Raw genomic sequence first — 25,805 nt, 5'->3', positions numbered from 1 at the left:
TTTATATTCACTCCATTATATCAAAAAGGCAAAAAAAACGCTTGCTTTACTGCAAACGTTTTTGAAAAGGATTATTTTTTAGGCAAATGAATCTTTCCTGTGACCAAACCATAGCCAAGAAGAGCTAGACTTGCAATTGCTGCAAAGATAGTCGCCAAGATTGAAAGAATGTTGCTCTTTGAACCTTCTGAATCACTTGGTGTCTTAGGAGTCGTAGCAAGTTTGGCAGCAACTTTAGTATTGTTGTCTTTACTTGACTCATCAGACTTAGTTACTTCATCAGCTTTAGCGACTCCGTGAGACTGAACTTCCTCTTCAGACTTAGCTGGTTTTGGAGCTTCTGTTTCAGTGACAGACTCTTCTTTAACAGGAGTCGTTGAAACAGTTGGTCCAGTTGCTACAATAGCCTCTGGTACTGGTGACGCAATCTCTGTAGCTTGAGCTACTGGACGACGGTCACCCACAGAACTCTCTGTTGAAGGTTTCGCAGGAACCTCTACATGATGATCATCTGATGAATTATTATCATTAGATGGGCGGTCTGTGAAATAAGGGAACGGATTACGAACTGGAGAATCTGGATTCGTCGGCGTTGCTGGTTTATCTTCTTTATTAGTTGATGGTTGATTATTGTCTGCTGGTTTAGAAGGTGTATCTGGTTTGTTAGACTTATCATCAACAGAATGATTACCTTCTGTTGGATTTACTGGTGTTTCTGATTTATCTGATTTCTTGTCTTCACCATCTTTAACAGTTACAGTTAAGACACCGCGAGCTTCAGAAACGCCCGGTGAACCATCAACTGTAGGATAAGTATGTGGTTTAAGACCATAATCTGACACTGCATAATAATCTACGTTATAGTCCTCATTTGGCAATTTAGCACTGTTTTGATCGGCCACGTGTACCAAGCTTTCACTAGATTTATCCCAAATCCAGTCCCCTTGGTTGGTCATCTTAGGAAGAACTTCTGTAGTATCATCTGCATTCATCTTGATGAGGAAGCTTGGAGCCCATGTTGATTTATTCTCAGCACCAGCAATACCACCGCGGTTAGTCATGTAAGAAGTAACCAAGAGAGTATCTGATGATCCTTCAACAGGAACCGCATAGTAAGAATAGGTAGATGTACGCCAGTCAGCTGGAACAGAGGCTGTCAAGACCACACCTGAGCCGTTAAGTGGACGGTATTTCCCACGGAGGCTGTCTGATACGAATCCAAGCATGACAACGTCATCACCGACAGCTTCACGCGCTGCTACAGTACCTTCAGCATCCGTAGATTTGTTGATACGTGAAGCAGTGAAGAGGTAATACTTGCCACCCATCTTAACAACACTTGGACGTTCTACTTCATCAGTAACCATATGGCTAGTAACAAGTGGTGTATAAAGTTCAGCTACAGATGGATTTTTCTCGTTGTCGTCAAGTTTCAAGATACCAATAGAACCATTTGCCCATGAAGCAAGGTTATAAAGGTGTTTATTATTGACAATATTGAGGAATGACTTAAGGTTAAATGCGTCATCTCCTCCATAGTTTGACCAGTTGTAGATTTGTTTTTCGCCTTGGTAGTTTTCGTCACCTGTATTTGATTCGAAAATAAGGTAGCGACTACCGTTATCTTCAATGATGTGTGGGTCACGAAGACAGTAGTTATCTGTACGGTCTGGATTTCCATCGTGGTTGTGGTCGTCGTTGAAAGTACTCATGAATTTTGGATAACTTTGATAATGATAGTTATCCCCACCAAAGAGAATGTGGTCATTTTCAACTGACTTAATAACAACTTCGTCGTTTTCAACAGCTAGGTTAAGTGTAGCACTAGCCAATTGTTGCCAGTTCAATTTACCGCCACTAGTATCATTCTTAGTGTAGTAAAGTTGGATACTACCGTCAGAGTTTACCGTCGCTGAACCTGACCATTGTTGGTCATCTTCAAGGGCATTATAACCAAAGATTGGACCCGCATTTTTCCAATGTGTAAAGTCATTATCTCCGTATTTACTATAGAGCAAGTAAATGTGGTTTGAGTTTTTATTTGGTGCACCGGCCATTGAGATAACCAACTGATAACCGTTCCAGTTGCTTACTACACCTGACTCAGCATCTTGGACTGGCCAAGAATCCCAAACGTCGATTTCTTCTTTTTTCATCGTTTGGGCATCAACAGTGTTGAAAGCAGGCATATTGATGATTGTATCTGCTTTAAAGTAAGGAACTGCCAATTTGCTGTCTTGCTTCAAGAAGCTAGCAACGATATCTTTCAAGTTACGGTAAGTCAAGCTAGTACCTGTACCCTTGATAGCATCATCGCTAAAGTCAACTTTATTAAGTGCTTTAATTTCTTCCTCAGTCAAGGCAACGATTTGATCTGAGGTCATATTATCTTCAACAATAGACTTGATACGACCGTTAAGTTTGCTAAGGTTTGCATTAGCAGCACTGTTTTCAGTAGGTTTAAGGGCTACTTCAGTGTGTGTATCAGCTGTTTCTGAGCTTGCTGTTGAAGTTGGTGCCTCTACTGCAGCCTCTGATGTATGAGCTGGAGCAGAAACCGCAGCAACAGTTGCTGAAGGTGTTGTTGCATCTGATGAAGATGTCACTACTGTGCTAGACGCCTTTTCTTCGACTACTGATGGAGTTGTGTTGCTTGGTTGTGTCTCTGTAACTGGTGTAGTTGCAACCTCTGAATGTGCAACTGAAGATTCAACTGCTTCTGAAGTTGCCACACTTGTTGCTGTTTCACTGGCTACCGTTAGAGATGCTGTGCTTGTTTCTGGTGTTGCTGTCGCAGTAGCTACAGCTGGTACTGTTTCTGTAACTTGATCAGCTTTTACCTGAGTGGCACCCAAAAATGCCAAGGTACCAACGAGTGCTGATGTTGCCCCTACTGTGGCTACCTTACGGATGCTATAACGCATCTTTTTGCACTCTGCTTGCTTAGGTGCTACTGTATTTGACTGTGAATTAACTGTACTGTCCATATAAACTCTCCTTTTAGGTTTTCACATGTTTTATTCTATCATTTTTTAATCTAAATTCCAATCTTTTTTTAATGACAAATTGATATTTTTTGTAAAAAACTATTTTTTTGTTAAAATAATAACTATATAAAAAGCAATTTAATCAGGAATTATCACTATATGGAATCAAAATATCCTCCTCTAATCTTTATTCTTATTTTTTTAATCTTATTTTTTGTTTTTATAATAAAAAATGAGAGCGTTAACAATTCTTCCCCGAAAACAAATAAAGCTTCTGTGAGTCAAAACTTTCATCTAGCATCTCATAAAGGATGGTCTAACGACCTACAGACTATTGTGTGGAATCAAGAAGGAAACTACTATGATATCTATTTTCTACATTCTGTAGATGGGGCTACTGATCCTTTTGGACCTAACGGTCAAGATTGGACACATACAACGACTAAAGATTTTATCACCTATAGTAAACAAGAGACTGCTATACCAGCAAAGGGTGGTGACTCTAAAGAAGGATGGCATTCTGCTTGGACAGGGAGTGTAGTCACAGATAGTCAGGGGATTTCTGGTATCCAAAACGAAGAACCTGTCGCCTATTTTACAGGGCTCATGGATGATGGAAGCCAGGCAATCTATGCTAGTGAGTCAAACGACAAGGGAGCTAGCTTTACTAAAGCCTTAAAAGATGGTAAACCTTTATTGACAAAGGAACAATCCTATAACGGTAAAGATTTCCGCGATCCTTATGTCTTCCACTTCAAAGACAAATTACTCATGTATATCGCTGAAGGTGACGCCTTAGGTGTTTATCAATCTCAAGATGGTATCAACTGGACCAAAGCAGATAGCAAGGGAGACTCCAAAATCCTACCCGAAACATTTTTTAAGGGTCGTAACTGGCAGGACAACGCTCCTATCGAGTGTCCCGTTCTAAAAACAATGACAACAACTGATGGTCGGGACAAGCAAGTTCTCTTTTTTGGAGCTAAGGATACAGCCTCAGGTGAAACAACTGGAACCTACTATACTGTAGGGCATTTAGATGATAACGGCTTATTTATTGCAGACACAGAAACGAAACGCTTAGATCAAGGCTCAGACTATTATGGCGCTAACTTCACTGGAAGCAATCAAATCGAAGAAAGCAATCATAACCTTATCAGTCTTGGCTGGGTTGGTAATTGGAACTACTTCACGTCAGGCATTCACAGTGACCAAGAGGCCAAGAGTGATTTTCTAAAAACTATTGGTTTTTACACTACACCCAGAAAGCTACAACTGGATAAAGACGGTATTATTCAGTCCGCCCCCCTCTATAAAAATGAACAATTAACCCTCAAAAATCAAAACGGCAACATTTCGAGTCAAAGGCCACTCACCAGTGACAATAGAAAACCTTGGATTGATAAAAGTCACAATCAGAATGCTAATGGCCTTCTTGATCTTGCTGGAAAAAATAGTGCAGGATATTACCAACTGCATTTTTCAAATATTAAGAAAGAAGGAGGCTATATCTACATTGATATCTGGCAAGGCTCTGATTACGTTAAAATCGGCTACCAAATAACAGGTAGTACCTATCAGGTCTCTGCTTATGCTGCTGAACTGAACAACAGCATGGATGGTAGCCAAACTGCCTCTTCTTACTATTACGATGGACTCTTGGGAAATGGTCAAGGTTATCAAGCTGACAGTCGCTATAAGGAAACTGATAATATTACTATAACGCTTATTACAGACAATCGTAGCTTGGAAATCTTCTTTCCAAATGGCCAAACCTACACTCTAGCTAGGTTTAATACTTCTGGCAAACAGGATGTCAAGGTCTTCTCCACTCAGAAAGACCTTCTACTAAACTTGAAAATCTACGATGTGCACTCATAAGAATAAGAAAAGTGATGCTATTTGCATCACTTTTCTTATTTTCCAAAGACAGAAACGAGGCGTTTCACCCCTTCTGCAACAACAGTAGTCGGTGTAGCTACGTTAAAACGGAAATGTTTTTCTCCTTCGGAACCAAAGGTAATACCGTCATTTAGCACTACCTTGGCTTCTTCTTTAAGCAAGCGTCCAAGTTCATTATGATCTTGATCATAGGCTGAAAAATCAAGCCATACCAAGTAGGTTCCCTCAGGTTTCATGACTTTGATATTAGTCTTTTCACTAAGTTCCTTGGTTAAAAGGTCAATATTAGTTTCAAAGACAGTCTTCAATTCCTCTAACCAAGGTTGCCCATAGGTCAAAGCTGCTTGCGTTGTAATCAAACCAATGGTTGGAATTTCATGTTGATTATTTGCCAATTGCTTTTGTTTAAAGGCTTTACGTAAGGCTTCATTTTCAATGATAGTAAAACTATTTTTAGTACCAGCAATATTAAAGGTTTTAGTGGCCGAACTAAGCACCAAGGTAAAGTCCTTGTAAGCATCTGAAATGGTATTCATAGAGATATGCTTATTCCCATATAAGGCTAAATCTTGGTGGATTTCATCAGATACTAAAAGGACACCATGTTTTTGGCAGAGGTCTGCCACCTTGGTCAATTCTTCCTTAGTCCAGACACGCCCACCTGGGTTATGTGGGCTACAGAAAACATAAAGTTTAACCTCATTATCGACGATATCACGTTCCAATTGTTCAAAATCAATTTCAAAATGCCCATTAACCTTAACAAGACTATTCTCAATCAACTGACGATTATTCAAACGGACAGAACGAGCAAAAGGCGGATAAACTGGTGTATTGATGAGAACAGCATCGCCTTCTTTCGTAAAGGCTTGAATAGCTGTTGAAATGGCTGGGACAACACCTTCAATAAGCACAATACTCTCTTTATCAACGACATAACCATGTTGATTTTTTTCCCAATTAATAATGGACTGATAAAGCTCATCACTTGGATAAGGATAACCAAAAATATGTGTCTCAGCATAGTTGATGACTGCATCCCTAATCTCAGGAACAGGTAGGAAGTCCATATCAGCAACCCAAAGCTCAAGGAGTTCTGGATTACTTTCAGCTTCGTGCCATTTCATGGTGTTTTGATTCAAGCGATTTGGTTGTGTTGTAAAATCATAACGTGTCATAGATAACTCCTTAAAGACTAAGGGCATTTTCCAAGTCAGCAATCAAATCTTGTGCTGCTTCAATACCAATTGAAAGACGAAGCAAGTCGTCTGTCAAACCATAGGAAGCACGTACATCACTTGGAATATCTGCGTGGGTTTGTGTCGTTGGGTAGGTAATCAAGCTTTCGACACCACCTAGGCTCTCCGCAAAGGTAAAGACCTTTAGAGAATTGATAATGGTTGGAATCTTGTCTTGATCAGCCACTTTGAAGGAAATCATCCCACCCTTGCCTGGATAGAGAACTTCCTTAACAGCCGGTGACTTTTCTAAGAAAGCTACAACTTCTTGAGCATTAGCTGTCGATGCCTCCATACGAAGTTTTAAGGTCTTAAGACCACGCATGAGCATATAGCTATCAAATGGTGATAAGGTAGGACCCGTAGTATTGAGGTTATAATAAAGTTTATCGTAAAATTCTTGGTTGCTAGTCACAACAACACCAGCCAAAACATCATTATGACCTGATAGGTATTTAGTAGCTGAATGTACAACGATATCAGCACCTTGAGTAATCGGTGTTTGATAGATTGGGCTATAGAAAGTATTATCAACAATAACCACTGCACCCTTATCATGAGCAATTTTTGCCACTTTTTCAATATCAAACTCAATCATAAGTGGATTTGTTGGTGTTTCGATGTAGACAATATCAGTATCATCAGTGATGGCCGCAATCATCTCGTCTTCGGTATTAGTGTATTCAAAAAAGAAGCGACCTTCTTTTTCCTTGTCATTAAACCAACGGAAAGAGCCTCCGTAAAGGTCACGCGCAGCTACAACCTTGCTACCTACTGGGAAAATTTCAAAGGCCAAAACAATGGCGCTCATCCCTGAACTTGTCGCAATAGCATAATCTGCTTTTTCAATAGCTGCAAGTGTTTTTTCCACTGTTGCGCGTGTTGGATTTTTAGTTCGTGTATAGTCAAAACCAGTAGAATGGCCAAATTCTGGATGTTGGTAGGTTGTTGAAAAATGAATCGGTGAAGCCAAGGCTCCTGTTGCTTCATCCGAATTGATTCCTGCGTGTGCCAAAATGGTTTCTAATTGATATTCTTGTGTCATAATGTGCCCTTTCTACATGGTAAAGTGGATATAATCCATATCTATGACCTCTATTTTATCACTATTTTCTGAAAATAATGGTAAGTTCATCATACGGATTCTTGATAGTTAGTTATAGTTTATTTCTATAACCTAAAAAGACAGATAGATACTGACTCTAATTTAAAATAAGGCCAATTTTTGAGATTGTCTAAAGTAGATTTTCAAGCATCAAAAAGTGCCTGAAACATCATAGTTTCAAGCACTAAGAAATGATTTAAAAGTCTCGCTGCAATCCGAAGTAAGCTACTGACTTACTTTTTATCAAATAAGCGATATCTGATTTCTTCCAAAGCCATAATAACAAACGGACAAGCAAGTAAATAGAGCCAATCATCAAGTCCAATAGGTGCAGTGTTAAATAGCGTGTGGAAGAAAGGCACGTAAGACAGGATGATAAAGAGAACAATTTCTAAAACAATCCCTAAGCTAATAATCCGATTAGCAAATGGTTTAACTTGGAATATAGACCCTCTACCTTTACGACTATTCATAGCCATACCAATTTGGGTAAAGATAATAGCACCTAAGGTCATAGTGGTTGCCTCTCGATAAAGAGGACCTGAGCTGGCCAAATGGTTTAAATTACCTTGATTAACCCAATAATTAAGGAAGAAAGCTCCCATAGCTAAGGCTGCTTCAATCAGTCCATACCAGACAAAAGCTTTAATCAATAATTGTCGATTGAGCAAGCGATCTGAAAGACGTCTTGGCGGTCTATCCATAACGCCCTCTTCAGGTGGTTCAACCCCCAATCCCAAAGCAGGTACCATATCTGTCCCCAAGTCAATAGCTAGGATTTGCATAACCGTTAAGGGAAGAGGTATGCGTCCCAAAGAGAACAAGAAGAAAGCAGAGGGTACGGCTTCTGGCGTGTTGGAATTAAAAATATAAGTCAGGAATTTTTGAATGTTTCTATAAACTGCACGACCTTCTTCAACAGCATGTACAATCGAAACAAAATGATCATCTGTTAAGATCATATCCGCAGATTCCTTGGCAACATCGGTTCCCGATACCCCCATAGCTACACCGATATCAGCTTTTTTAAGGGCAGGGGCATCATTAACACCATCACCAGTAACAGCGACAACCTCACCAAGCTCCTGAAGTGCATTGACCACACGGTATTTTTGTTCAGGTGCTACACGAGCAAAAACAATTTCCCCTTTAAGCGCTTCTTTGAGCTGGTCGTCATCCATGGCAGCTAGTTCAAGTCCCGAAACAACACGCGCATCATCACCTTGTACAATTCCGATTTTCTTGGCAATACTGAGAGCTGTCAAACCATAGTCACCTGTTACCATGATAATACGAATACTAGCTCTATGGCATTTCTCAATAGCCTCTCGCACCCCCTGACGTGGCGGATCACTCATGGCAACTAAACCTAGAAAGACCATACTGTCCTCCAGGGTCTGCATGTCCCACCGGTCTTCTCCAATATGCTCGCTATCTAAAGGTCTATAGGCCACAGCTAAAACACGTAGACCATCACGGGCAAACTTATCGTTAGCCGCAAGGATAGCCTGACGCTCAGTAGCTGTCAATGATTTAATCATCCCTTGATTATCAAAGTAATCTGAGCAAAGCTCCATCACTTCTTTTGGAGCACCTTTGGTGATAGATATATGATAACTACCATCCAATCCTGACTCAAGCTTATGCACTGTTGTCATCCGTTTACGATCAGAATCAAAGGGAATTTCCTTGATGCGAGGGGCCCAAGTATGATTGTCATTTAAATTAATTCCTGCTTTTTCAGCGAGAACATTAAGACAAGCCTCCGTCGGATCACCTAAAATCGTATAATTGGGATTATCAGCACTAGGAGCTACAACTTGAGCATTGCTAGCCAAATGTGAGAATCTGACCAAACGATTAAGGAGCTCATTTTCTTCAAGAGAAACAGGTTGTCCTTCCTGCTCAATCTGCCCTTCCGGTGCGTAACCTAGCCCAGTTACCCCATAACTGTCTGACAAGGTCCACAGGTGGTTAACCGTCATAGCATTTTGCGTCAAAGTCCCTGTTTTATCCGAACAAATAACAGAAGTTGCTCCTAGTGTCTCTACCGAAGACAACTTCTTAACCAAAGCATGATCCTTAGCCATACGCTGAACTGCCATGGCTAGAGAGAGAGTAACTGTGGGAAGAAGTCCCTCTGGAATAAAGGCCACAATCATCCCCAATGCAAAAATAAAGGCTTGAGACAAAGGCTGATGGACAAATAGAGTCGCTGCCACCATAAAGAAGAGACCTACAGATACTGCGATGACCGAAATCTGTTTGGTCAAATGGTCTAGTTCCTTTTGCAGTGGACTTTTTTCCTGAGCTAGGTTTTGCGTCAAGTCTGCAATTTGTCCGAACTCAGTTTTCATACCGATAGCAGATACTATAAAATGTCCAGAACCAGAAGAGACTGTCGTCCCTGCAAATACCATATTGTCATATTCTAACTCAGTCTTGTCGGGAGTCAAATCTGCTTGATCTGACTTATAAATAGGATTAGACTCACCAGTGAGGGCAGACTGGTTAACCTGCAAATCTGTCACGGCGACCAAGCGTCCATCTGCAGAAATACGGTCTCCTTCTTCAATGAAAACCAAGTCACCTGGCACCAAGTCCTGAGCTAGAATCTTATCCTCCTTACCATCACGAAGAACTCGCGTATAGGCTGGAAGAAGCTTGTTAAGAGCTGCCGTAGCCTGACTTGCTCTATATTCTTGAATAAAGCTAAAGAGACCATTAATAATGTTGACCAACCAGATTGCAATCCCCAACTCTAAACTATGAGAAAGCATAGCGATAAAACCACCGACCCACAATAAGAGTGCCATAAGACTGGTAAAATGCCTGAAAAAGACCAGCCAAATAGGCTCCTTCTTACTTTCCTTCAATTGGTTAGGGCCATAAGTCGCCTGCCTCTCCTTAACCTCTTGTAAGCTCAAACCTTGAGTGCTTGTCTGCAAGACTTGGTAAACTTGTTCGGGAGGATAGGTCCCTAATTTTATATTTTCTTGTCTAGAATCAACCATAATCCTTTCCTCGATTCTAAATCATTAAAACGATTTCATTTTTTCACCCTCATTATACTCCTTTTTCAGAAATTGTTGAAAAGAAAAAAACCAAGCCACACAACTTGGTTTAAATCTTATTTAATATGTAATTTAGCACGCAGACTAGCAGCTCGGGCACCAAGCAAGTGATCAGCCATACGAGTTACAAGAGCAAGAACGCCATAGACACCGATTCCAAGGCCTCCTCCAATGACCAAGTAAATCACACTACCCATACGGCTTGTTGGTGACAGTACAAACTGGAACAACCAATAGAAGACCGCAACTGGAATAGCCATGAGTACTGTAAGGATACAGATGAGCAAGGCTTTTCTAAACACTGTCTTACGACTAAAGTGCGTAACAGTGTGGAGGTGATTATACATGAGAGCAATTGGAACACCTAAACCGATGGCTGTTGAAATAACAGGGCCAAGGGCTCCTAGGAAAATAATCAATGGCAACTGTAGAACAGCCTTAACTAAAACCCCAATCGCAAAATAGTTAATAGCTTTACGGGTTTCAAAGATTGCCTGAAGCATTGGTGCTAAAACGCTATACAAGGCCAAGAAAATAACTTGAATCAGACTGGCTACAAATAGCAAGTGGGCCTGACTATCTGGGGCCCCATAAAAAACTGTATAAAGTGGTTTAGCTAAAATCACTGACCCCACAATAGCAGGAACAATAAAGAGCAAAAGCAACTGTAGGTTATTGATAATCAGTTTAGCCGCTCCCTTAAGATCTTTCTTAACCATATTTTCCGTCAAGAGTGGAATCCCAACCCCGGCAATAGAAAGAGCAACGGCAATCAAAATCATGGTAATCTTACTTGGGTTTGAAGACAAGTAAGCATAGAGAACCTGAAGTTGACTGTTACTATAGCTTGTAAACTTCTCCATAGTACGGATAAAGGTCCATTGATCAATCAGTTGGAAAAGCTGAATAGCAGATCCAGTGATAATAAAAGGGACAGCTTCCTTAAAGGTTTCAATAACAATTGCAGTTGGATTGATATCCGGATGAACAGCCTGCTTGCCAAAAAGGCTCTTGAGCTTGCCCTCCTTCCAAAGGTAGAAGAAAAGCACCCCATAACTAGCCAACATACCGATGAAAGCGGCAAAAGTCGATTGGACAACTGCCGTCACATAATCGCCTGTCCCAATTTTCATGATGAAGAAGGTAGCCAACAGCATCCAAATAACACGGATAATCTGTTCCGCAATCTGACTTAAGGCATATGGCTTCATATTGTTAAAGCCTTGGAAAAAGCCTCGTAAAACAGACATGGATGGGAAAATAACAACTGCCCAAGAAAGACTACGCATTACGCGAACCAGATCCTCATCTCCCCCAGAAAGGTAAGACATCCACGGCGAAGCAAAGTACATGAAAACGCCAAAGATCAATCCGAGACCAATCATGTAATACAAGATACGCTTGAGTAAGAAGAAACTCGTCTCCATCTTTCCAAGAGTGTTGTATTTAGACACCTGTTTGGCAATTGCGACTGGAATCCCTGCTGTAGAAATCAAAAGGAAAAGGGCATAAATGTTATACCCTTGACCAAAGAGGGCATTGGCTTGGTCGCCCTGTTTACCCATCCAAGCATACCAAGGAATAATGTAAAGTGCCCCTAATAGACGACTGATAATATTGGATGCTGTCATCCACGCCGTCCCTCTTAGCATCTGCTGCTGCTGTGTGTCAGTTTTAGTTTCAGTCATAATTTTCTTTCTAAAGAATAAAATATAATCTAGTTTATTATAAACTTTTGGCTGTGACTTGTAAAACAAGAACATTAAGGCTAAAATAGGAACTATGATTACTATTGAACAAGTTCTAGAGGTTCTCAAAAAGGACCGTAATTTTCGAGATATTATTGACCAAGACAACTACTACTATTCATGGACTGGAGTGACTTTTGATCATCTTTCTTACGACAGTCGTGATGTCACACCATCTTCCCTCTTTTTTGCCAAAGGGGCTGCCTTTAAGCCTGAATTTTTAGAGAATGCTGTCAAAGCTGGCTTGAGTTTCTACGTGGCTGAGAAAGATTATCAAGTGGGAATACCTGCCATTATCGTATCAGATATTAAACAGGCTATGAGCCTCGTTGCTCAGGCCTTCTACCAATACCCTCAAGACAAGCTTAAATTACTGGCTTTTACTGGGACAAAAGGGAAAACAACAGCAGCCTACTTTGCCTTCAATATTCTCAAGCAAAGTCATAAACCTGCTATGCTTTCAACCATGAACACGACATTAGACGGAAAAAACTTCTTCAAGTCTACCTTAACAACACCTGAGAGTTTGGATCTTTTCCGTATGATGGCTGAAGCTGTTGATAATGGCATGACCCATCTGATTATGGAAGTCTCAAGTCAAGCCTATCTGACTAAGCGTGTCTATGGACTGACTTTTGATGTGGGTGTCTTTCTTAACATCAGCCCAGACCATATTGGACCTATTGAACATCCAACCTTTGAAGACTACTTCTACCATAAGCGTCTTCTCTTGGAAAACAGTCGAGTTGTTATCGTCAATAGCGGTATGGATCACTTTGCTTTTGTCGCTGAGGAAGTTGCGGATAAAGAGCATGACTTCTATGGTAAAAACTCCGACAATGCTGTTAAACATGGCTCAGGTTTTAGCTTTAAGGCAAGTGGGAAATTAGCCGGCGACTATGATATCCAACTTATAGGTGACTTTAACCAGGACAATGCTATGGCTGCAGGTCTAGCCTGCCTACGTCTTGGAGCTAGCCTTCAAGACATCAAAGAAGGGATTACTCAGACCTCTGTTCCAGGGCGTATGGAAGTTCTTACACAAACTAAAGGAGCCAAGGTTTTTGTGGACTATGCTCACAATGGAGATAGCCTAGATAAGCTCTTACAAGTCGTAACCAGCCATCAAGATGGCCATATTAGCCTAATTCTAGGGGCTCCTGGAAATAAAGGTGAAAGTCGTCGTAAAGACTTCGGACATGTCCTCAATACCTACCCTGATGTTGATGTCTTCCTAACAGCCGACGATCCTAACAAGGAGGATCCTCTTGCTATCTGTCAAGAAATTGCCAGTCACATCAACCGTGAGGTACGTATCATTGTTGATCGAGAAGAAGCAATCAAAACAGCAATATCTGAGACTACAGACTCCAAAGATGCTGTGGTTATTGCCGGTAAAGGTGCTGATGCTTTCCAAATCGTAAATGGGAAACGTGATAACTATGCTGGCGATATAGAAGTCGCTAAGAAATATTTGTAAGCATTTAGTTAAAGCAATACTACCGATAACGTCTCAATTGAGGAGGCGTGTAGGACTGGACGAAAGCTTCAATTTCTGAAAAATCATCTGTAAAGAGGAATTTTGCTGCTGTTTCAGCCTCTAAAAAGTCATGAGTAACCATGGTATCCAACATTGTTTTCATAGCATCATAATAGCCATTGAGATTGAAGAAAACACAGGGTTTGTCCAGCTTACCGACGCGAGCAGCTGCAATAGCTTCAGAAATTTCTTCCAGTGTTCCTAGACCTCCTGGAAGGGCGATAAAGAGGTCTCCTTGCTCTAGCATGGCAGTCTTTCGTTCTGCCATGGTTTCTACTATGGTCATTGAAGTCAATCCCTCATAAGCTATCTCCCTATCTTTGAGGAATTGCGGCATAATTCCATGAGCCTCTCCCCCATTTTCCAAAATAGTGTCACCAAGAACTCCCATCAGCCCCATCTTACTACCACCATAGACTAGAGTATGCCCATTTTTAGCAATCCACTGGCCCAAGGCAATTGTTGCTTTCTTAAAGCTAGGATTGTCACCCATATTAGCTCCCAAATAGACTGTTACTTTCATTGAAGTCCTCCTTTTTATTCTATTATAACGCAAAATTCCTGCCATAACTGACAGGAATTTTTTCTTAGTCTTTACGCTCCAAATTACGAAGCATTTCATCAATTCTATTACCGTATTCGATAGATTCATCCTTAATGAAGGTTAAATCTGGAATCTTATACATGGTCAATTTTTTACCAAGTTCACGCTTGATTGTCCCAGTAGCCTTTTCAAGACCAGTTTGTGCTTTTTGGTTATCTGAGGCCAAGGTTGAATGAATAGTGTAAAAAATCTTAGCAGCTGACAAATCGCCAAGCATTTGCACATCTGTGATAGTGACATCTTGTACGCGTGGATCACGAACTTTCTTTTGAAGAATTTCATTGACCTCACGTTTGATTTCCATACCAACACGGTCTACACGAAATGAATTTCCCATAGTCTTATCCTTTCTCTCTTATTATGATGGAACAAAAGCCAGGCCAGATGACCTAGCTTTATCTCCTAAGTAAGCTTTTTAAAGCTAACAAAATTAACGTTTAATTTCTTCCATAATGTAAGCTTCGATAACGTCATCAACTTTAATATCGTTGTAGTTTTCAATCATCAAACCACCCTCTTGAGCGTTTCCGACTTCTTTAACGTCATCTTTAAAGTGTTTCAAGCTTGCCAATTTACCATCAAAAATAACGACACCATCACGAATCACACGGGCACTTGAATCACGAGTGATTTTACCACTAGTAACCATGAACCCACCGATTGTTCCGACTTTAGAAACTTTGAAGGTTTCACGGATAATAGCTTCACCCATGACTTTTTCTTCAAACTCAGGATCAAGCATCCCTTTCATGGCATCTTCGATTTCTTCGATAACCTTGTAGATGATGCTGTGAAGACGAATTTCAACTTCATCAGTTTCCGCTTGTTGACGTGCTTGTGGTGTAGGACGAACGTTAAATCCGATGACAACGGCATCTGAAGCTTCCGCAAGAGTAATATCAGATTCGTTGATAGCACCTACTGCTGAGTGAACAACATTAACGCGAACACCCTCAACATCAATCTTAAGAAGTGACGCTGCCAAGGCTTCAACAGAACCTTGTACATCGGCCTTGATGATAACATTAACAGTCTTCAATTCACCGGCTTTAAGGGTGTCAAAGAGGTTATCAAGGCTAACACGATGTGTTTGTTGACGTTGTTTCATAAGGGCACGTTTGGCACGTTCTTCACCGGCTGCGCGAGCTGCTTTTTCATCTTCATAAACGGCAAAATGGTCACCCGCCATAGGCGCTTCGTTCAAACCAGTAATTGAAACTGGCGTTGATGGTGCTGCAGTCTTAATACGACGACCAAGGTCATTGGTCATAGCACGGACACGTCCGAAGGTATTACCAACAACGATTGGGTCTTGAACATGCAAGGTACCTTGTTGAACAAGGAGGGTTGCAACCGCACCTTTACCTTTATCCAAACGAGCTTCAATAACGGTACCGATGGCACGAACACTTGGATCCGCTTTAAGCTCTTCCACTTCAGCCACAAGAAGAACGGTTTCAAGCAATTCTTCAATGTTTTGTCCAAATTTAGCTGAGATTTCAACGAATTCACTATCGCCACCCCATGCTGTTGAAATGACTCCATGCTCAGCCAATTCACCGATAACACGTTCTGGGTTAGCACCTGGTTTATCAATCTTGTTAATCGCAACAATGATTGGAACACCAGCAGCCTTAGAGTGGTTGATGGCTTCAATCGTTTGTGGCATAACACCATCATCCGCAGCTACAATCAAGATAGTAATATCTGTAACAGAAGCACCACGGGCACGCATAGATGTAAAGGCCGCGTGTCCAGGAGTATCAAGGAAGGTAATTTTCTTACCACCCTCTTCAATTTGGTAGGCACCAATATGCTGTGTGATACCACCAGCTTCTCCAGTCGCAACACGTGAGTTACGAAGGGTATCAAGAAGGGTTGTTTTACCATGGTCAACGTGTCCCATGATAGTAACAACTGGTGCACGTTCTACCATAGCATCTTTGTTAAGGTAATCTTCGTCAACAAAGAAACGTTCGATATCAGCATTATCGACTTCTTCTTTCTTGGTTGCCTCAATACCATAGTCAACCATCAACAACTCAATGGTATCCCCGTCAAGAGATTGGTTTTGAGTTGCCATAACGCCCATCATGAAGAGTTTCTTAACGATTTCAGCTGGTTCGCGTTTAATACGTTTTGCGATTTCTGCAACCGTCATGCCTTCAGTGTATTCAAATTCTTTTGGTAATTCATGGAATTTACGCTCTGTTACTGGTTTTGGAGCTGAATTACCACGGTTATTTTTACCTTTTTTATTTTTGTTTTTGTTCCAGTTACTATTTCGTTGATTTCTCACTTGGTTTTGATTATTCCACTTATTATTTCTTGTTTGCTTAGGTCCATCTTCATTCTCGCGACGATTATCACGTGATTTATCTGGACGTGCCTTTTTACGACGTGTATCTTGTGCTTGCGCAGCTGGAGCTGGTTGAGCAGCCGGTGCTGGTTCTGGAGTTGGCTTAGCTTCAGCAACTGCTTTTTGAGCAGCGACTTCAGCCTGTTGTTTTTCTTTTCTTGCCTTTTCCTGTTCTTTCGCACGGCGTTGCTCTGCAGCTTTTTCCTCACGGAAGCGTGTTTCACTTTGACGTGAGTACTCTGCATTTTGCTCTGCTTTTAAGGCTGCTGCACGCGCTTTAAAGTCAATACGTGGTCCTGCCTGATTGTTGCGGGCAGCATCGTTACGTTTATTTCGACCTTGATCATTGCGCTGTTTGCCTTGGAAATTACGGTCACGATTACTATTGTTATCGCGGTTCCCATTGTTACGGTTTCCTTGACCATTTCCATTTTGGTTGCGACGATCATTATTCTGACGTTTACCTTGATCGTTTCCTTGTTGATTTCGGTTTCGATTACGGTTGTCACGTCCTCCGACATTTTGACGACGCTCTGCTTCTGCCTTGGCACGTGCTTCACGTTCTGCCTTAAAATTACGGCTTTGTGGTTTTTTCGGAGTCGCAGGGGCTTCTTTGACTTCAGCCTTTGATACTTCTTTAGCTGGAGCTGATTTGGCAACAGGTGCCTTATCAACCTTAGGCGCTACCTTTTCCTCTTTAGGAGTTGGTGTCGCTTTAGGAGCTGGCTTGCTTTCAGCCTTAGCTGTTCCCCCTTTTAAACTTGAAGTGATACGATTAGCATCAGCTTCTTCAACTGATGAGGAGTGGCTCTTCACAGAAAGACCAAGTTCTTGAGCTTTTGCAACAACAACCTTGCTTTCTACACCAACCTCTTTTGCGATTTCATATAATCGTTTCTTTGACACGTGATGTCCTCCTATTCTTTAGTCCATAAGAGTCCTCATTTTCTTTGAAAATCCAGCATCAACTACAGCAACCGTTTTTCTTGGTTTACCAATAGCCATGCTTAATTCCAGTGCGTTAAACACTGTGGAGACTTCTATATTATAGTAGTTACATTTATCAGTCGTCTTTTTAGTCACGTTACTACCAGCATCATTGGCAAGAAAAACTAGTCTCGCCTGTCCTGATTGAACTGCCTTAATGACAAGTTCCTCGCCAGAAATAAGCTTTCCAGCTCTTTGTGCTAGCCCCAACATATTTGACAATTTTTCTGTGTTATTCAAGACCTAACTCTCTTCTTTTGACCTTGTGATCCACATAAGCAATGAGTTCATCATAAAAACTTTCAGGAACATCCATGGAGAAACTATGGTTAAAAGCACGTTTCTTTTTGGCTTGGAGAGCTTCTTCATTATCTAATTTAATGTAAGCACCTCGGCCATTTTTCTTTCCTGTTGGATCAATGAAAATCTCACCATCTTTAGTTTTTACAATGCGGAGCAAATCACGTTTATCAATGATTTCTCCTGAGACAACTGATTTGCGTAAAGGTATTTTTCGTGTTTTAGCCATCAAACACCTCTATGTTCTTCTTATTCTGCTTCTGTTGTTTCAGTTACTTCTTCTGTTGTAACATCAACAGGTGTAGCTTCTTCTGCAACAATCTCATCTACAACTTCCTCAGTAGCAGCCTCAGCTTTTTCAGCTTCGAGTGCTTCGTATTCAGAAGCTGACTTGATGTCAATACGGTAACCAGTCAAATGAGCTGCCAAACGAACGTTTTGCCCACGACGACCAATTGCAAGAGATAATTTGTTATCTGGCACAACTACTGTTGCACGTTTGCTATCATCTTCGTCGAAGAGAACATAATCCACTTCAGCCGGTGCAATAGCATTGTAGATGAATTCAGCTGGATCTTCAACCCATTGAATAACATCAATATTTTCCTCAACAGGAACTTCAATTCCTGTCTTAGCATCCAAACGTGTTGGGTGGAAACGGCTGACAACTTTCTTAATATTGCTTCCACCACGACCAACGATAGTACCAATAGCATCAACGTTAGGATTATGACTGCGAACAGCAACCTTAGTACGATCACCTGCTTCACGAGACACGCTCATGATTTCTACAGTTCCATCAAATACTTCTGGAATTTCTTGTTCCATGATACGTTTGATGAACTCTGGATGGCTACGACTTACAAAGACGTTAACACCTTTAGGGTTGTTTTCAACTTTATAAACATAAACATCAATGACATCGTGTGACTTAAAGCTTTCGCCAGGAATTTGGTCTTGGCGTGACAATTGGGCTTCAAGTGTTCCAAGATTCACATAAATGAAGCGTTGGTCAAAGCGCTCAACTGTCCCTTGCATGATTTCACCTTCATGTTGTTTATAGTCATTATAAGTGATTTCACGCATCTGCTTGCGCATTTTTTCCATAATGGTTTGTTTGGCAGATTGCGCTGCAACACGACCAAATTCATCGACTGACTCTTCAAAACGAATCTTGTCACCGAGCTCGTAAGCAGAGCTGATAGCAAGTGCATCTTTCAAGCTAATTTCCAAACGACTATCAAAGACTTCATCTACAACTTCACGAACGGTATAAACTTGAAAATCACCTGTTTTTTCATTGAATTCAACTACAGCTGATTCTGACTGACCATAACGACGCTTGTAGGCTGACTTAAGTGATTCAACCACAGCATCGATGATGTCTTCCTTGTTAATGTGTTTTTCTTCTTCCAAGACACGGAAGGCTTCTAGCATTTCTTTGCTCATATTCTTTGTTGTTTTAGCCTCTATTGGCCAAAACTGGCATCCTTTCTTTATTTACACTAAGAGTTTTAGAGTTTGACTGCCAAACGAGCTTTAGCAACTGTTTGATAGGGAATCTCAACAGTTTTATGGCGAGTCTTATCAAGGTAATCGATTGTTAGGGTTTCCCCATCAAAGGCCACCAAGTCACCTTGGAAAATCTTGATCTTATCAATAGCCTTGTAAAGACTAACATTGATATACTGACCAACAGCATTTGTCAAAGCTTCTTTGGTTTTTAAGGGACGCTCTAACCCTGGACTAGAAACTTCCAGCATGTATTGATCCGGGAAAGGATCAGGCTGAATAGTATCCAAGAGGGGACTGATAATTTCAGTCAAGTCTGCAGTATCTTCTACAGTAATACCACCTGGCTTATCAATCAAAACTGACAAGACATAGTCACCGCCAAGCTTTTCGTACTCGATATCGACCAGTTCGTATGGCTCAGGAATAGCTGGAGCTACGACTGCCGTCACGAGATCAATAATTTTTTGCGACATTATGACCTCCTTACACACACAAGAGACGAAGTTTCTACTCCGCCTCTCTTTCGTTATTTTCTTATATTATAGCATAGCTCAAAAGCCATTGCAAGGAATAACCATATCGCTGTCATTTCAAAGCAAAAAGGTTGGGAATCACCCAACCTCATTTATTGTGCCGCTGGAACAGTGCTATAGGTAGTCACACCCGATCCATTATTATTGTATGTAGGGGTTGTCGTACCTTGTTCCTGAACATAATTACCTGTATTTTCACTATAATTATTACTATAGTTAGAACCTCCATTATAGGTACTTACCGATCCACCACCTGCTGCCTCAGATGGCCCAGCCTCATAATTTGAAGATGCTTCACTTGAAGCCGCACTTCCTTTAGAATTAACGAAATCATCTGAACCATAGTTAGAGCTACCAGATCCATAGAGAACCAAACTAGTCTTAAGATTGGATTCAGAGACTTTTTTCTTACCAACTTCCTTCTTAATACGGTTTTGCACCTTAAGAATATCCTCAGTAGAGGCCACTTGATAGCTTCCTCCGTTGATCATGGCATCCGAACCAGCCAATTGGTATGACTTAATATTTTTAAGTGCATCGCTATAGCCCATCAAGCTACGCAGAGTATTGGTATCACCAAGATCAATGCTAGTTTGAACATTTGAACTTACAGCTGACAAGATTTTCTTGTAAGAACCAATCGAGTCCATCTTCAAGAGCTTAGCTACAACTTTTTGAATAACCTCACGTTGACGTTTTTGACGACCATAGTCACCATCAGGGTCATCGTAACGCATACGTGAATACACTAAGGCTTGCTCACCGTTGATTCTATGGGTTCCAGGCTCAACTTTTGCCTGAAATTCTGGTTCATTTTCTGCAATTGAAATAGGGAAATCAAAATGATTCGTTACCTCAATTCCACCCACGGCATCTACCAGATCAATCATACCCTGCATATTAATCAGTGCATAATAGTCAATATCAATATCTAAAACCTTTTGAATAGTTGAAATAGCCAAGTCAGCACCACCCTCAGCATAGGCTGAATTTAGTTTTGCTTCCCCCGACCCCTCAATATCTGTCAAAAGGTCACGTTCCAAACTGGTCATGGTTGTTTTCTTAGTCTTAGGGTTCACTGTTACCAAGATCATGGTATCAGAGTTACCTTCCCAGGTTTCCTTACGTTCTTTGGATCCTGTATCTACCCCCATCAACAGAATAGTTATAGGCTTAGTCTGTTGAATGGCCTTACTATTCCCAGAAGTTGCTTTAGAAGCCCTAAACGTTTTTGACAATTCGCCTGTGGCGTAATTATAAGTTGTCGTTAGGTAAATACCAGCAGCTACTACTGTCGTTGCAAAAATCGCCAACAACATCAATAAAATTTTTCGTCCAAGTTTCATGTTTTTTCCTAATCTATGAGTTTAGCCATAAGGTAAACATCTAGAAATTCTCCATTTTTAGTTCTTGCACCACGTTTCTTAGTGCCTTCAATGTCAAATCCAAATTTTTGATAGAGATGAACCGCCCGTTCATTACGTGCTTGAACCGTCAACTCTAAGCGGCGGATAGTTGGTGTATGATCTGCCCAGTCAATCATTGTTTCCATAAGAAACTGGCCAACACCATTCCCCCAGTAGGGTTTAGAAACCGCAATAAATACGTCGCCAATATGACTGGTCTTAGTATCTTGATCAGAGGTAACATTACAAACACCAATGACCTCATGACCCAATTTTGCCACCAAACAAATTTCATTAAGCCTATGCTGATGACTTTCAATATAAGTGGCTAACTGTTCAGCACTCAGTATAGAACTTCTATCATCTTGTGCTAGAAAATCCGATTCCAAGGCTACAGCCTCTAGTAAACGAGCTAGAGAGGCAGCATCCTCTCTTTGGGCTTCCTCAATGACTAATTCTTGCTCAGCCATTTACCATTTCCTCCTGAATCTCCTTACTTCTAGGACCGAAAGATTCAAAAAGTAACTGACGTCCATTTTCATGATGAGATATCGAAATTAGGAGATAATCACCTAACAGACTCTCGTCTAGGAACTCACCCCACTCGATGATTGTCACACCTTCACCATACAGAAAATCATCTAAATCAATAGAATCTGGATCATCACCAATGCGGTAGACATCTAAATGATAGAGTGGCAGTCGCCCCTCATACTCCCTTACAATAGTATAGGTTGGACTCTTTATCATCTGTAAAATATCCAAACCTTTGGCAATCCCCTTGGTTAAGGTTGTTTTGCCAGCTCCCAGATCACCTGAGAGAACAATTATATCTCCAGAATCGAGCAGTCGACCTAGCTTTTGGCCGATACTAATCAATTCTTCTTCATTTTGACTGTAAATCATGTTTTCATTATATCAAAAAATAAAAATATGGACTAGAATCCACTGTAAAAATACAGTAGAAACTTATAAATATTGAATCATCTAAGCAAGAAATTAAGATGAGTGTTTTAATTTTGTATTTATTTTGACCACATTAATCACTCATAGATTAGAAATGTTTTTGTAAAACTTACTATAGTTTCAAAAGTTAACCAATAGTAACTCTCTCACGTTCCTCCAGATAAAAATCGCAAAAGAAAAAGCCTGACAAATGTACAGACTTTTTACTTTCAAGCTTTAGAACACAGCCATACTGATGAAGTTAAGGATAAACAAGATATCCAAAATCCACATAATAAAGTGGACATCCTTAGCTTGACCTTTGACGATTTTGACCAAAGTATAAGTAAGGAAACCAGCTGCGATACCATAAGTAATACTATATGAGAATCCCATGAAAATAGAAGTGAAGAAGGCAGGAATAGCTTCAGACAAGTCTTCCCAATCGACACTCTTAAGGTTAGAGAGCATCATAACACCTACAATAATAAGGATAGGCGCTGTGGCAGCATTTGGAACGATTGATACCACTGGACTAAAGAAACTAGAGATGGCAAAGAGTACAGCAACCACAAGAGCTGTCAAACCAGTACGTCCACCAGCACCAATACCTGCTGCAGATTCAACGTAAGTTGTAACATTTGAAGTCCCTGCAATGGCACCAATACTTGTACCAACAAGGTCAGAGTAAAGGGCACGGTCAAGAGCTTTTGATTCGTTGTTATCACCTGTTGAAGCAATGATACCAACCTTCTCACCAGTACCGATCAAGGTACCGATAGTATCGAAGATATCAGTCAATGAAAAGGCAAGAATAGCCATAAAGACACCAGGCAAACGAGAAACGTCTGAAAAGAGTGATCCCAATCCCTTTGATCCAAGCGCTGCACCAAAGACCTGACCAAGGTCTTTAATAGATGATGTCAAGCTAGCTGCGTGCCAGTCAATGCTTCCAAGATTAACAACACCAGCAAAAATAGCAATGATAGTCGTTACAAGGATTGAAAGAAGAACACCACCACGAATACCTTTAACAATAAAGAAAATCGCAATCGCAAGACCAATCAAACCTACAATTACAGTTGGGTTATTGAAAGCAACCAAACCTGGTGTAGCTGACGATGAAGCTGTAATTGACGCCTTGGCCATGTCAGCACCTTTACCTGCTACAGTGTAGGTATGAGGATTAATTGAGAATTTCAAGAAACCAGCATTTTTAATTCCCACATATGCAAGGAAAACACCGATACCTGCTGAAATCGCAGATTTGAGGGCTGTTGGAATAGACTCAATAATCATCTTACGTACTTTAGTTACTGTGATGATCAATGAAATAACACCACATAGAAAGACCATTGCTAAGGCCTCTTGCCAAGTGTAACCCAAAGAAAAAACCACTGTGTAGGTGAAGAAGGCATTAAGCCCCATACCAGGCGCTTGGGCGTATGGTAGGTTAGCATAAAATGCCATCATCAACGTCCCTGCAACCGCACCAATAATTGTTGCTAAGAAAACACCTTGTGCAGGCATTCCTGTCTGAGCCAACATCGCTGGGTTAACAAAGAGGATGTAAGACATGGCAAAGAAAGTTGTCAATCCGGCAGTCACTTCTGTACGGACGTCAGTACCATGTTCTTTCAATTTGAAAAACTTTTCCATGAAAGTTTAGACTCCTTAATAAAAAATATTGTCAAAATCCGAATAATTTCGGAACATTCTCATGTAGAATGCAACATTACTATTCTACATGAAATTATTTGACGGTGCAAGGTTTATTTCCTGAGACTTTTCTTATGAAAAACCGAACGTTCTTAGAAAGCTCTTTCTCAATCACCAACAAAGGACAGATTTTTGCTATAATAGGAACATGACAAAAAAATTGATTGCACTAGATCTTGATGGAACGCTCTTGCGCCCAGATGGAACTATTTCAGAATTCACACAAAAAACGATTAAAGATGTACAAAACAAAGGACACCAAGTCGTTATTGCTACAGGTCGTCCTTATCGTATGGCTATTGACCATTACAAAACACTAGGGTTAGAAACACCACTCATCACCTTCAACGGCTCTTTGACCAATCTTCCAGACCAAGACTGGGCTTATGAGCATTCGGTTAAATTAGATAAGAAATATCTGATTAGCCTCTTACAACGCCATGATGAATTAGAGATGGATTTTCTGGCTAGTGAATATCGAAAACACTTCTATATCACTATGAATCACCCAGAGCGTATTCAACCACAACTCTTTGGTGTTGATAAAATTATTGAGGCTATGCGTTTAGAACCAACTAAAATCACGCGCAACCCTAACGCTCTCCTTATGCAAACTCGCCATGAAGATAAGTACCAACTAGCCGATGACATCAAGAAAGACTTCAAGGAAGAAATTGAAGTTGATTCTTGGGGTGGCCCACTTAATATTTTGGAATTTTCGCCTAAAGGTATTAACAAGGCCTACGCCCTGAACTACTTACTTAAGGCCATGCGTAAATCAACGGATGATTTGATTGCTTTTGGTGACGAACACAATGACACAGAGATGTTGGAACTTGCTAAAACTGGTTATGCCATGAAGAATGCTAGCTCTGTCCTTCTCCCCCACGCTAACGAACAAATTGAGTGGACTAATGAAGAGGATGGCGTTGCTCGCAAACTCCAGGAACTCTTTTTATAAATAACAAAAGACACCGAAAATTTCTTCGGTGTTTTTTCTTATGATTAAGGTAAAATAGCCACTGCACGCACTGGGGAACCTGTCGCCTTGTCCCAGTGAGGAAATGCAATTGAAATCAAAGCACCAACAGCTGGAACTTGATCCAATTGATTCAAGACTTCTACCTGATAAATGTTTTGTTCCAAGAGGTAGTATTCGTTAACCAAGCCATGTTCTGCTGCTGGAATACCAGCATCTGTATCAAAAGTCTCATGACCGACAGCCTTAACATGGCGTTCATGAATCAAGAATTCTAGAGCTTCACGGCTCCACCCTGGACTTTGTTGAACCCCATTTTCATCAAGGTTGCGCATAGCATCTTGATCTGGCCAACGTTTTGACCAATCACTACGAAAAGCGACAAAGGCCCCTTCAGTAATTTTTCCATGCTCTGCTTCAAAGTCTAAGATATCTTGTTTGCTCAAGATAAAGTTTGGATTCGCAGCAACTTCTTTAGACTTGTCGATAACATAGAGTGGTAAAAGAAGATCTTTGAGAGCAATCTCATCCAACCAACGACCACCTTCTACAAAGTGAATCGGTGCATCAATATGCGTTCCGTATTGACCAACTACTGTAAATTTTTGAACATGGAAACCATCTTTTAATGTGAAAAGGTCTTCTTGTTTCAAAGCAGGGAGTGCTGGAAAGTGTGGACTTTCCGCATTAATTTTGTGGGTCAAGTCAACCCATTTCTTAGATTGCAATTCATTATAAATACTTAGTAAATCTGACATAAGGAGGTCCTCTTTTCTTATAGATTTAACCTTAAATAGTTAATTGAAGAAATTATAGCAGCCATTACTAGCTATTACAAGCATTTATCTCATTTTTTCTTAATCC

Annotated in this window: 19 protein-coding genes and 2 pseudogenes; 3 read left to right on the top strand and 18 right to left on the bottom strand. The window is 40.7% G+C overall.

The window, feature by feature from the left end:
• Positions 1–71: 71 nt before the first annotated feature.
• The gene (locus tag H7T93_RS03150; RefSeq protein WP_175057406.1) at positions 72–2,987 is read right to left on the bottom strand and encodes a glycoside hydrolase family 68 protein; all 2,916 of its coding nucleotides are present in this window, start codon (positions 2,985–2,987) and stop codon (positions 72–74) included.
• A gap of 276 nt (positions 2,988–3,263) precedes the next feature.
• Here H7T93_RS03150 and H7T93_RS03145 point away from each other — a divergent pair, with 276 nt between their 5' ends.
• Complete coding sequence (locus H7T93_RS03145) at positions 3,264–4,868, top strand: GH32 C-terminal domain-containing protein (RefSeq protein WP_272127666.1); 1,605 nt, start codon at positions 3,264–3,266, stop codon at positions 4,866–4,868.
• A gap of 35 nt (positions 4,869–4,903) precedes the next feature.
• Here H7T93_RS03145 and H7T93_RS03140 read toward each other — a convergent pair whose 3' ends face one another.
• The 4 genes from H7T93_RS03140 to H7T93_RS03125 form a co-directional block, all read right to left on the bottom strand.
• Positions 4,904–6,067, bottom strand: coding sequence for a MalY/PatB family protein (locus H7T93_RS03140; RefSeq protein ID WP_038675327.1), 1,164 nt, complete (start codon positions 6,065–6,067; stop codon positions 4,904–4,906).
• Between the two features lie 10 nt (positions 6,068–6,077).
• On the bottom strand, positions 6,078–7,172 hold the full coding sequence (locus tag H7T93_RS03135; protein ID WP_038675324.1) for a cystathionine gamma-synthase: 1,095 nt from the start codon (positions 7,170–7,172) through the stop codon (positions 6,078–6,080).
• Between the two features lie 293 nt (positions 7,173–7,465).
• Positions 7,466–10,246 (bottom strand): cation-translocating P-type ATPase, encoded by a 2,781-nt coding sequence (locus H7T93_RS03130; RefSeq protein ID WP_070575947.1) that lies wholly within the window; start codon positions 10,244–10,246, stop codon positions 7,466–7,468.
• Positions 10,247–10,362: 116 nt separating this feature from the next.
• On the bottom strand, positions 10,363–11,994 hold the full coding sequence (locus H7T93_RS03125) for a polysaccharide biosynthesis protein (RefSeq protein WP_070575944.1): 1,632 nt from the start codon (positions 11,992–11,994) through the stop codon (positions 10,363–10,365).
• 94 nt (positions 11,995–12,088) lie between these two features.
• Between H7T93_RS03125 and H7T93_RS03120 the strand changes: the two genes are divergently transcribed.
• Positions 12,089–13,534 carry a UDP-N-acetylmuramoyl-L-alanyl-D-glutamate--L-lysine ligase gene (locus H7T93_RS03120; protein WP_175057405.1) on the top strand — a complete coding sequence of 482 codons (1,446 nt, stop codon included), beginning with the start codon at positions 12,089–12,091 and terminating at the stop codon, positions 13,532–13,534.
• A gap of 19 nt (positions 13,535–13,553) precedes the next feature.
• Here the strand turns inward: H7T93_RS03120 and H7T93_RS03115 are convergent, their stop codons facing one another.
• From H7T93_RS03115 to H7T93_RS03065, 12 genes and pseudogenes are all read right to left on the bottom strand, one after another.
• Positions 13,554–14,117: a TIGR00730 family Rossman fold protein gene (locus H7T93_RS03115; protein ID WP_060973188.1), complete on the bottom strand. Its 564-nt coding sequence runs from the start codon at positions 14,115–14,117 to the stop codon at positions 13,554–13,556.
• A gap of 64 nt (positions 14,118–14,181) precedes the next feature.
• Positions 14,182–14,535, bottom strand: a complete 354-nt coding sequence (rbfA, locus tag H7T93_RS03110; RefSeq protein WP_060973187.1) for a 30S ribosome-binding factor RbfA — start codon at positions 14,533–14,535, stop codon at positions 14,182–14,184.
• A gap of 93 nt (positions 14,536–14,628) precedes the next feature.
• A pseudogene (infB, locus tag H7T93_RS03105) lies at positions 14,629–16,599 on the bottom strand (translation initiation factor IF-2); the annotation flags it as partial.
• 107 nt (positions 16,600–16,706) lie between these two features.
• Positions 16,707–17,463: pseudogene (locus H7T93_RS10060) on the bottom strand (translation initiation factor IF-2 N-terminal domain-containing protein); the annotation flags it as partial.
• Positions 17,464–17,481: 18 nt separating this feature from the next.
• Positions 17,482–17,784 (bottom strand): YlxQ-related RNA-binding protein, encoded by a 303-nt coding sequence (locus H7T93_RS03100; protein WP_002883776.1) that lies wholly within the window; start codon positions 17,782–17,784, stop codon positions 17,482–17,484.
• Positions 17,777–18,073 carry an RNase P modulator RnpM gene (gene rnpM, locus H7T93_RS03095; RefSeq protein WP_002883779.1) on the bottom strand — a complete coding sequence of 99 codons (297 nt, stop codon included), beginning with the start codon at positions 18,071–18,073 and terminating at the stop codon, positions 17,777–17,779. The genes H7T93_RS03100 and rnpM overlap by 8 nt, the downstream gene beginning before the upstream one ends.
• A gap of 20 nt (positions 18,074–18,093) precedes the next feature.
• Complete coding sequence (gene nusA, locus H7T93_RS03090) at positions 18,094–19,293, bottom strand: transcription termination factor NusA (RefSeq protein WP_195413386.1); 1,200 nt, start codon at positions 19,291–19,293, stop codon at positions 18,094–18,096.
• Positions 19,294–19,358: 65 nt separating this feature from the next.
• Complete coding sequence (rimP, locus tag H7T93_RS03085) at positions 19,359–19,832, bottom strand: ribosome maturation factor RimP (RefSeq protein WP_002883745.1); 474 nt, start codon at positions 19,830–19,832, stop codon at positions 19,359–19,361.
• 152 nt (positions 19,833–19,984) lie between these two features.
• A complete protein-coding gene (brpA, locus tag H7T93_RS03080) occupies positions 19,985–21,238 on the bottom strand; it encodes a biofilm formation/cell division transcriptional regulator BrpA (protein WP_155211770.1) in 1,254 nt (417 codons plus the stop codon).
• 8 nt (positions 21,239–21,246) lie between these two features.
• Positions 21,247–21,768, bottom strand: coding sequence for a GNAT family N-acetyltransferase (locus H7T93_RS03075; protein WP_104020642.1), 522 nt, complete (start codon positions 21,766–21,768; stop codon positions 21,247–21,249).
• The gene (gene tsaE, locus H7T93_RS03070; protein WP_201041620.1) at positions 21,761–22,204 is read right to left on the bottom strand and encodes a tRNA (adenosine(37)-N6)-threonylcarbamoyltransferase complex ATPase subunit type 1 TsaE; all 444 of its coding nucleotides are present in this window, start codon (positions 22,202–22,204) and stop codon (positions 21,761–21,763) included. Before tsaE ends, H7T93_RS03075 begins: the two co-directional genes overlap by 8 nt.
• 276 nt (positions 22,205–22,480) lie before the next feature.
• The gene (locus H7T93_RS03065) at positions 22,481–23,902 is read right to left on the bottom strand and encodes an NCS2 family permease (RefSeq protein ID WP_201041619.1); all 1,422 of its coding nucleotides are present in this window, start codon (positions 23,900–23,902) and stop codon (positions 22,481–22,483) included.
• Between the two features lie 208 nt (positions 23,903–24,110).
• Here H7T93_RS03065 and H7T93_RS03060 point away from each other — a divergent pair, with 208 nt between their 5' ends.
• A complete protein-coding gene (locus H7T93_RS03060; RefSeq protein WP_014633589.1) occupies positions 24,111–24,923 on the top strand; it encodes a Cof-type HAD-IIB family hydrolase in 813 nt (270 codons plus the stop codon).
• Positions 24,924–24,967: 44 nt separating this feature from the next.
• Here the strand turns inward: H7T93_RS03060 and H7T93_RS03055 are convergent, their stop codons facing one another.
• A complete protein-coding gene (locus H7T93_RS03055; protein ID WP_045768765.1) occupies positions 24,968–25,699 on the bottom strand; it encodes a cyclase family protein in 732 nt (243 codons plus the stop codon).
• Positions 25,700–25,805 lie beyond the last annotated feature (106 nt).

The organism is Streptococcus sp. 9.1, assembly GCF_016648815.1.
Classification (GTDB): Bacteria; Bacillota; Bacilli; order Lactobacillales; family Streptococcaceae; genus Streptococcus; species Streptococcus salivarius_E.
Note: the sequence above shows the minus strand (reverse complement) of the source record. Positions and strands in the feature narration are given on the sequence as shown.

Excerpts from the sequence above, each read along its gene's own strand:
- H7T93_RS03150 (WP_175057406.1), bottom strand. The coding sequence starts at position 2,987 with ATGGACAGTACAGTTAATTCACAGTCAAATACAGTAGCACCTAAGCAA.
- H7T93_RS03065 (WP_201041619.1), bottom strand. The coding sequence starts at position 23,902 with ATGGAAAAGTTTTTCAAATTGAAAGAACATGGTACTGACGTCCGTACA.
- H7T93_RS03060 (WP_014633589.1), top strand. The coding sequence starts at position 24,111 with ATGACAAAAAAATTGATTGCACTAGATCTTGATGGAACGCTCTTGCGC.
- tsaE (WP_201041620.1), bottom strand. The coding sequence starts at position 22,204 with ATGATTTACAGTCAAAATGAAGAAGAATTGATTAGTATCGGCCAAAAG.
- H7T93_RS03125 (WP_070575944.1), bottom strand. The coding sequence starts at position 11,994 with ATGACTGAAACTAAAACTGACACACAGCAGCAGCAGATGCTAAGAGGG.
- H7T93_RS03120 (WP_175057405.1), top strand. The coding sequence starts at position 12,089 with ATGATTACTATTGAACAAGTTCTAGAGGTTCTCAAAAAGGACCGTAAT.
- rimP (WP_002883745.1), bottom strand. The coding sequence starts at position 19,832 with ATGTCGCAAAAAATTATTGATCTCGTGACGGCAGTCGTAGCTCCAGCT.
- H7T93_RS03075 (WP_104020642.1), bottom strand. The coding sequence starts at position 21,768 with ATGGCTGAGCAAGAATTAGTCATTGAGGAAGCCCAAAGAGAGGATGCT.
- H7T93_RS03140 (WP_038675327.1), bottom strand. The coding sequence starts at position 6,067 with ATGACACGTTATGATTTTACAACACAACCAAATCGCTTGAATCAAAAC.
- brpA (WP_155211770.1), bottom strand. The coding sequence starts at position 21,238 with ATGAAACTTGGACGAAAAATTTTATTGATGTTGTTGGCGATTTTTGCA.
- H7T93_RS03130 (WP_070575947.1), bottom strand. The coding sequence starts at position 10,246 with ATGGTTGATTCTAGACAAGAAAATATAAAATTAGGGACCTATCCTCCC.
- H7T93_RS03115 (WP_060973188.1), bottom strand. The coding sequence starts at position 14,117 with ATGAAAGTAACAGTCTATTTGGGAGCTAATATGGGTGACAATCCTAGC.
- nusA (WP_195413386.1), bottom strand. The coding sequence starts at position 19,293 with ATGAGCAAAGAAATGCTAGAAGCCTTCCGTGTCTTGGAAGAAGAAAAA.
- H7T93_RS03055 (WP_045768765.1), bottom strand. The coding sequence starts at position 25,699 with ATGTCAGATTTACTAAGTATTTATAATGAATTGCAATCTAAGAAATGG.
- H7T93_RS03135 (WP_038675324.1), bottom strand. The coding sequence starts at position 7,172 with ATGACACAAGAATATCAATTAGAAACCATTTTGGCACACGCAGGAATC.
- rnpM (WP_002883779.1), bottom strand. The coding sequence starts at position 18,073 with ATGGCTAAAACACGAAAAATACCTTTACGCAAATCAGTTGTCTCAGGA.
- rbfA (WP_060973187.1), bottom strand. The coding sequence starts at position 14,535 with ATGGGAAATTCATTTCGTGTAGACCGTGTTGGTATGGAAATCAAACGT.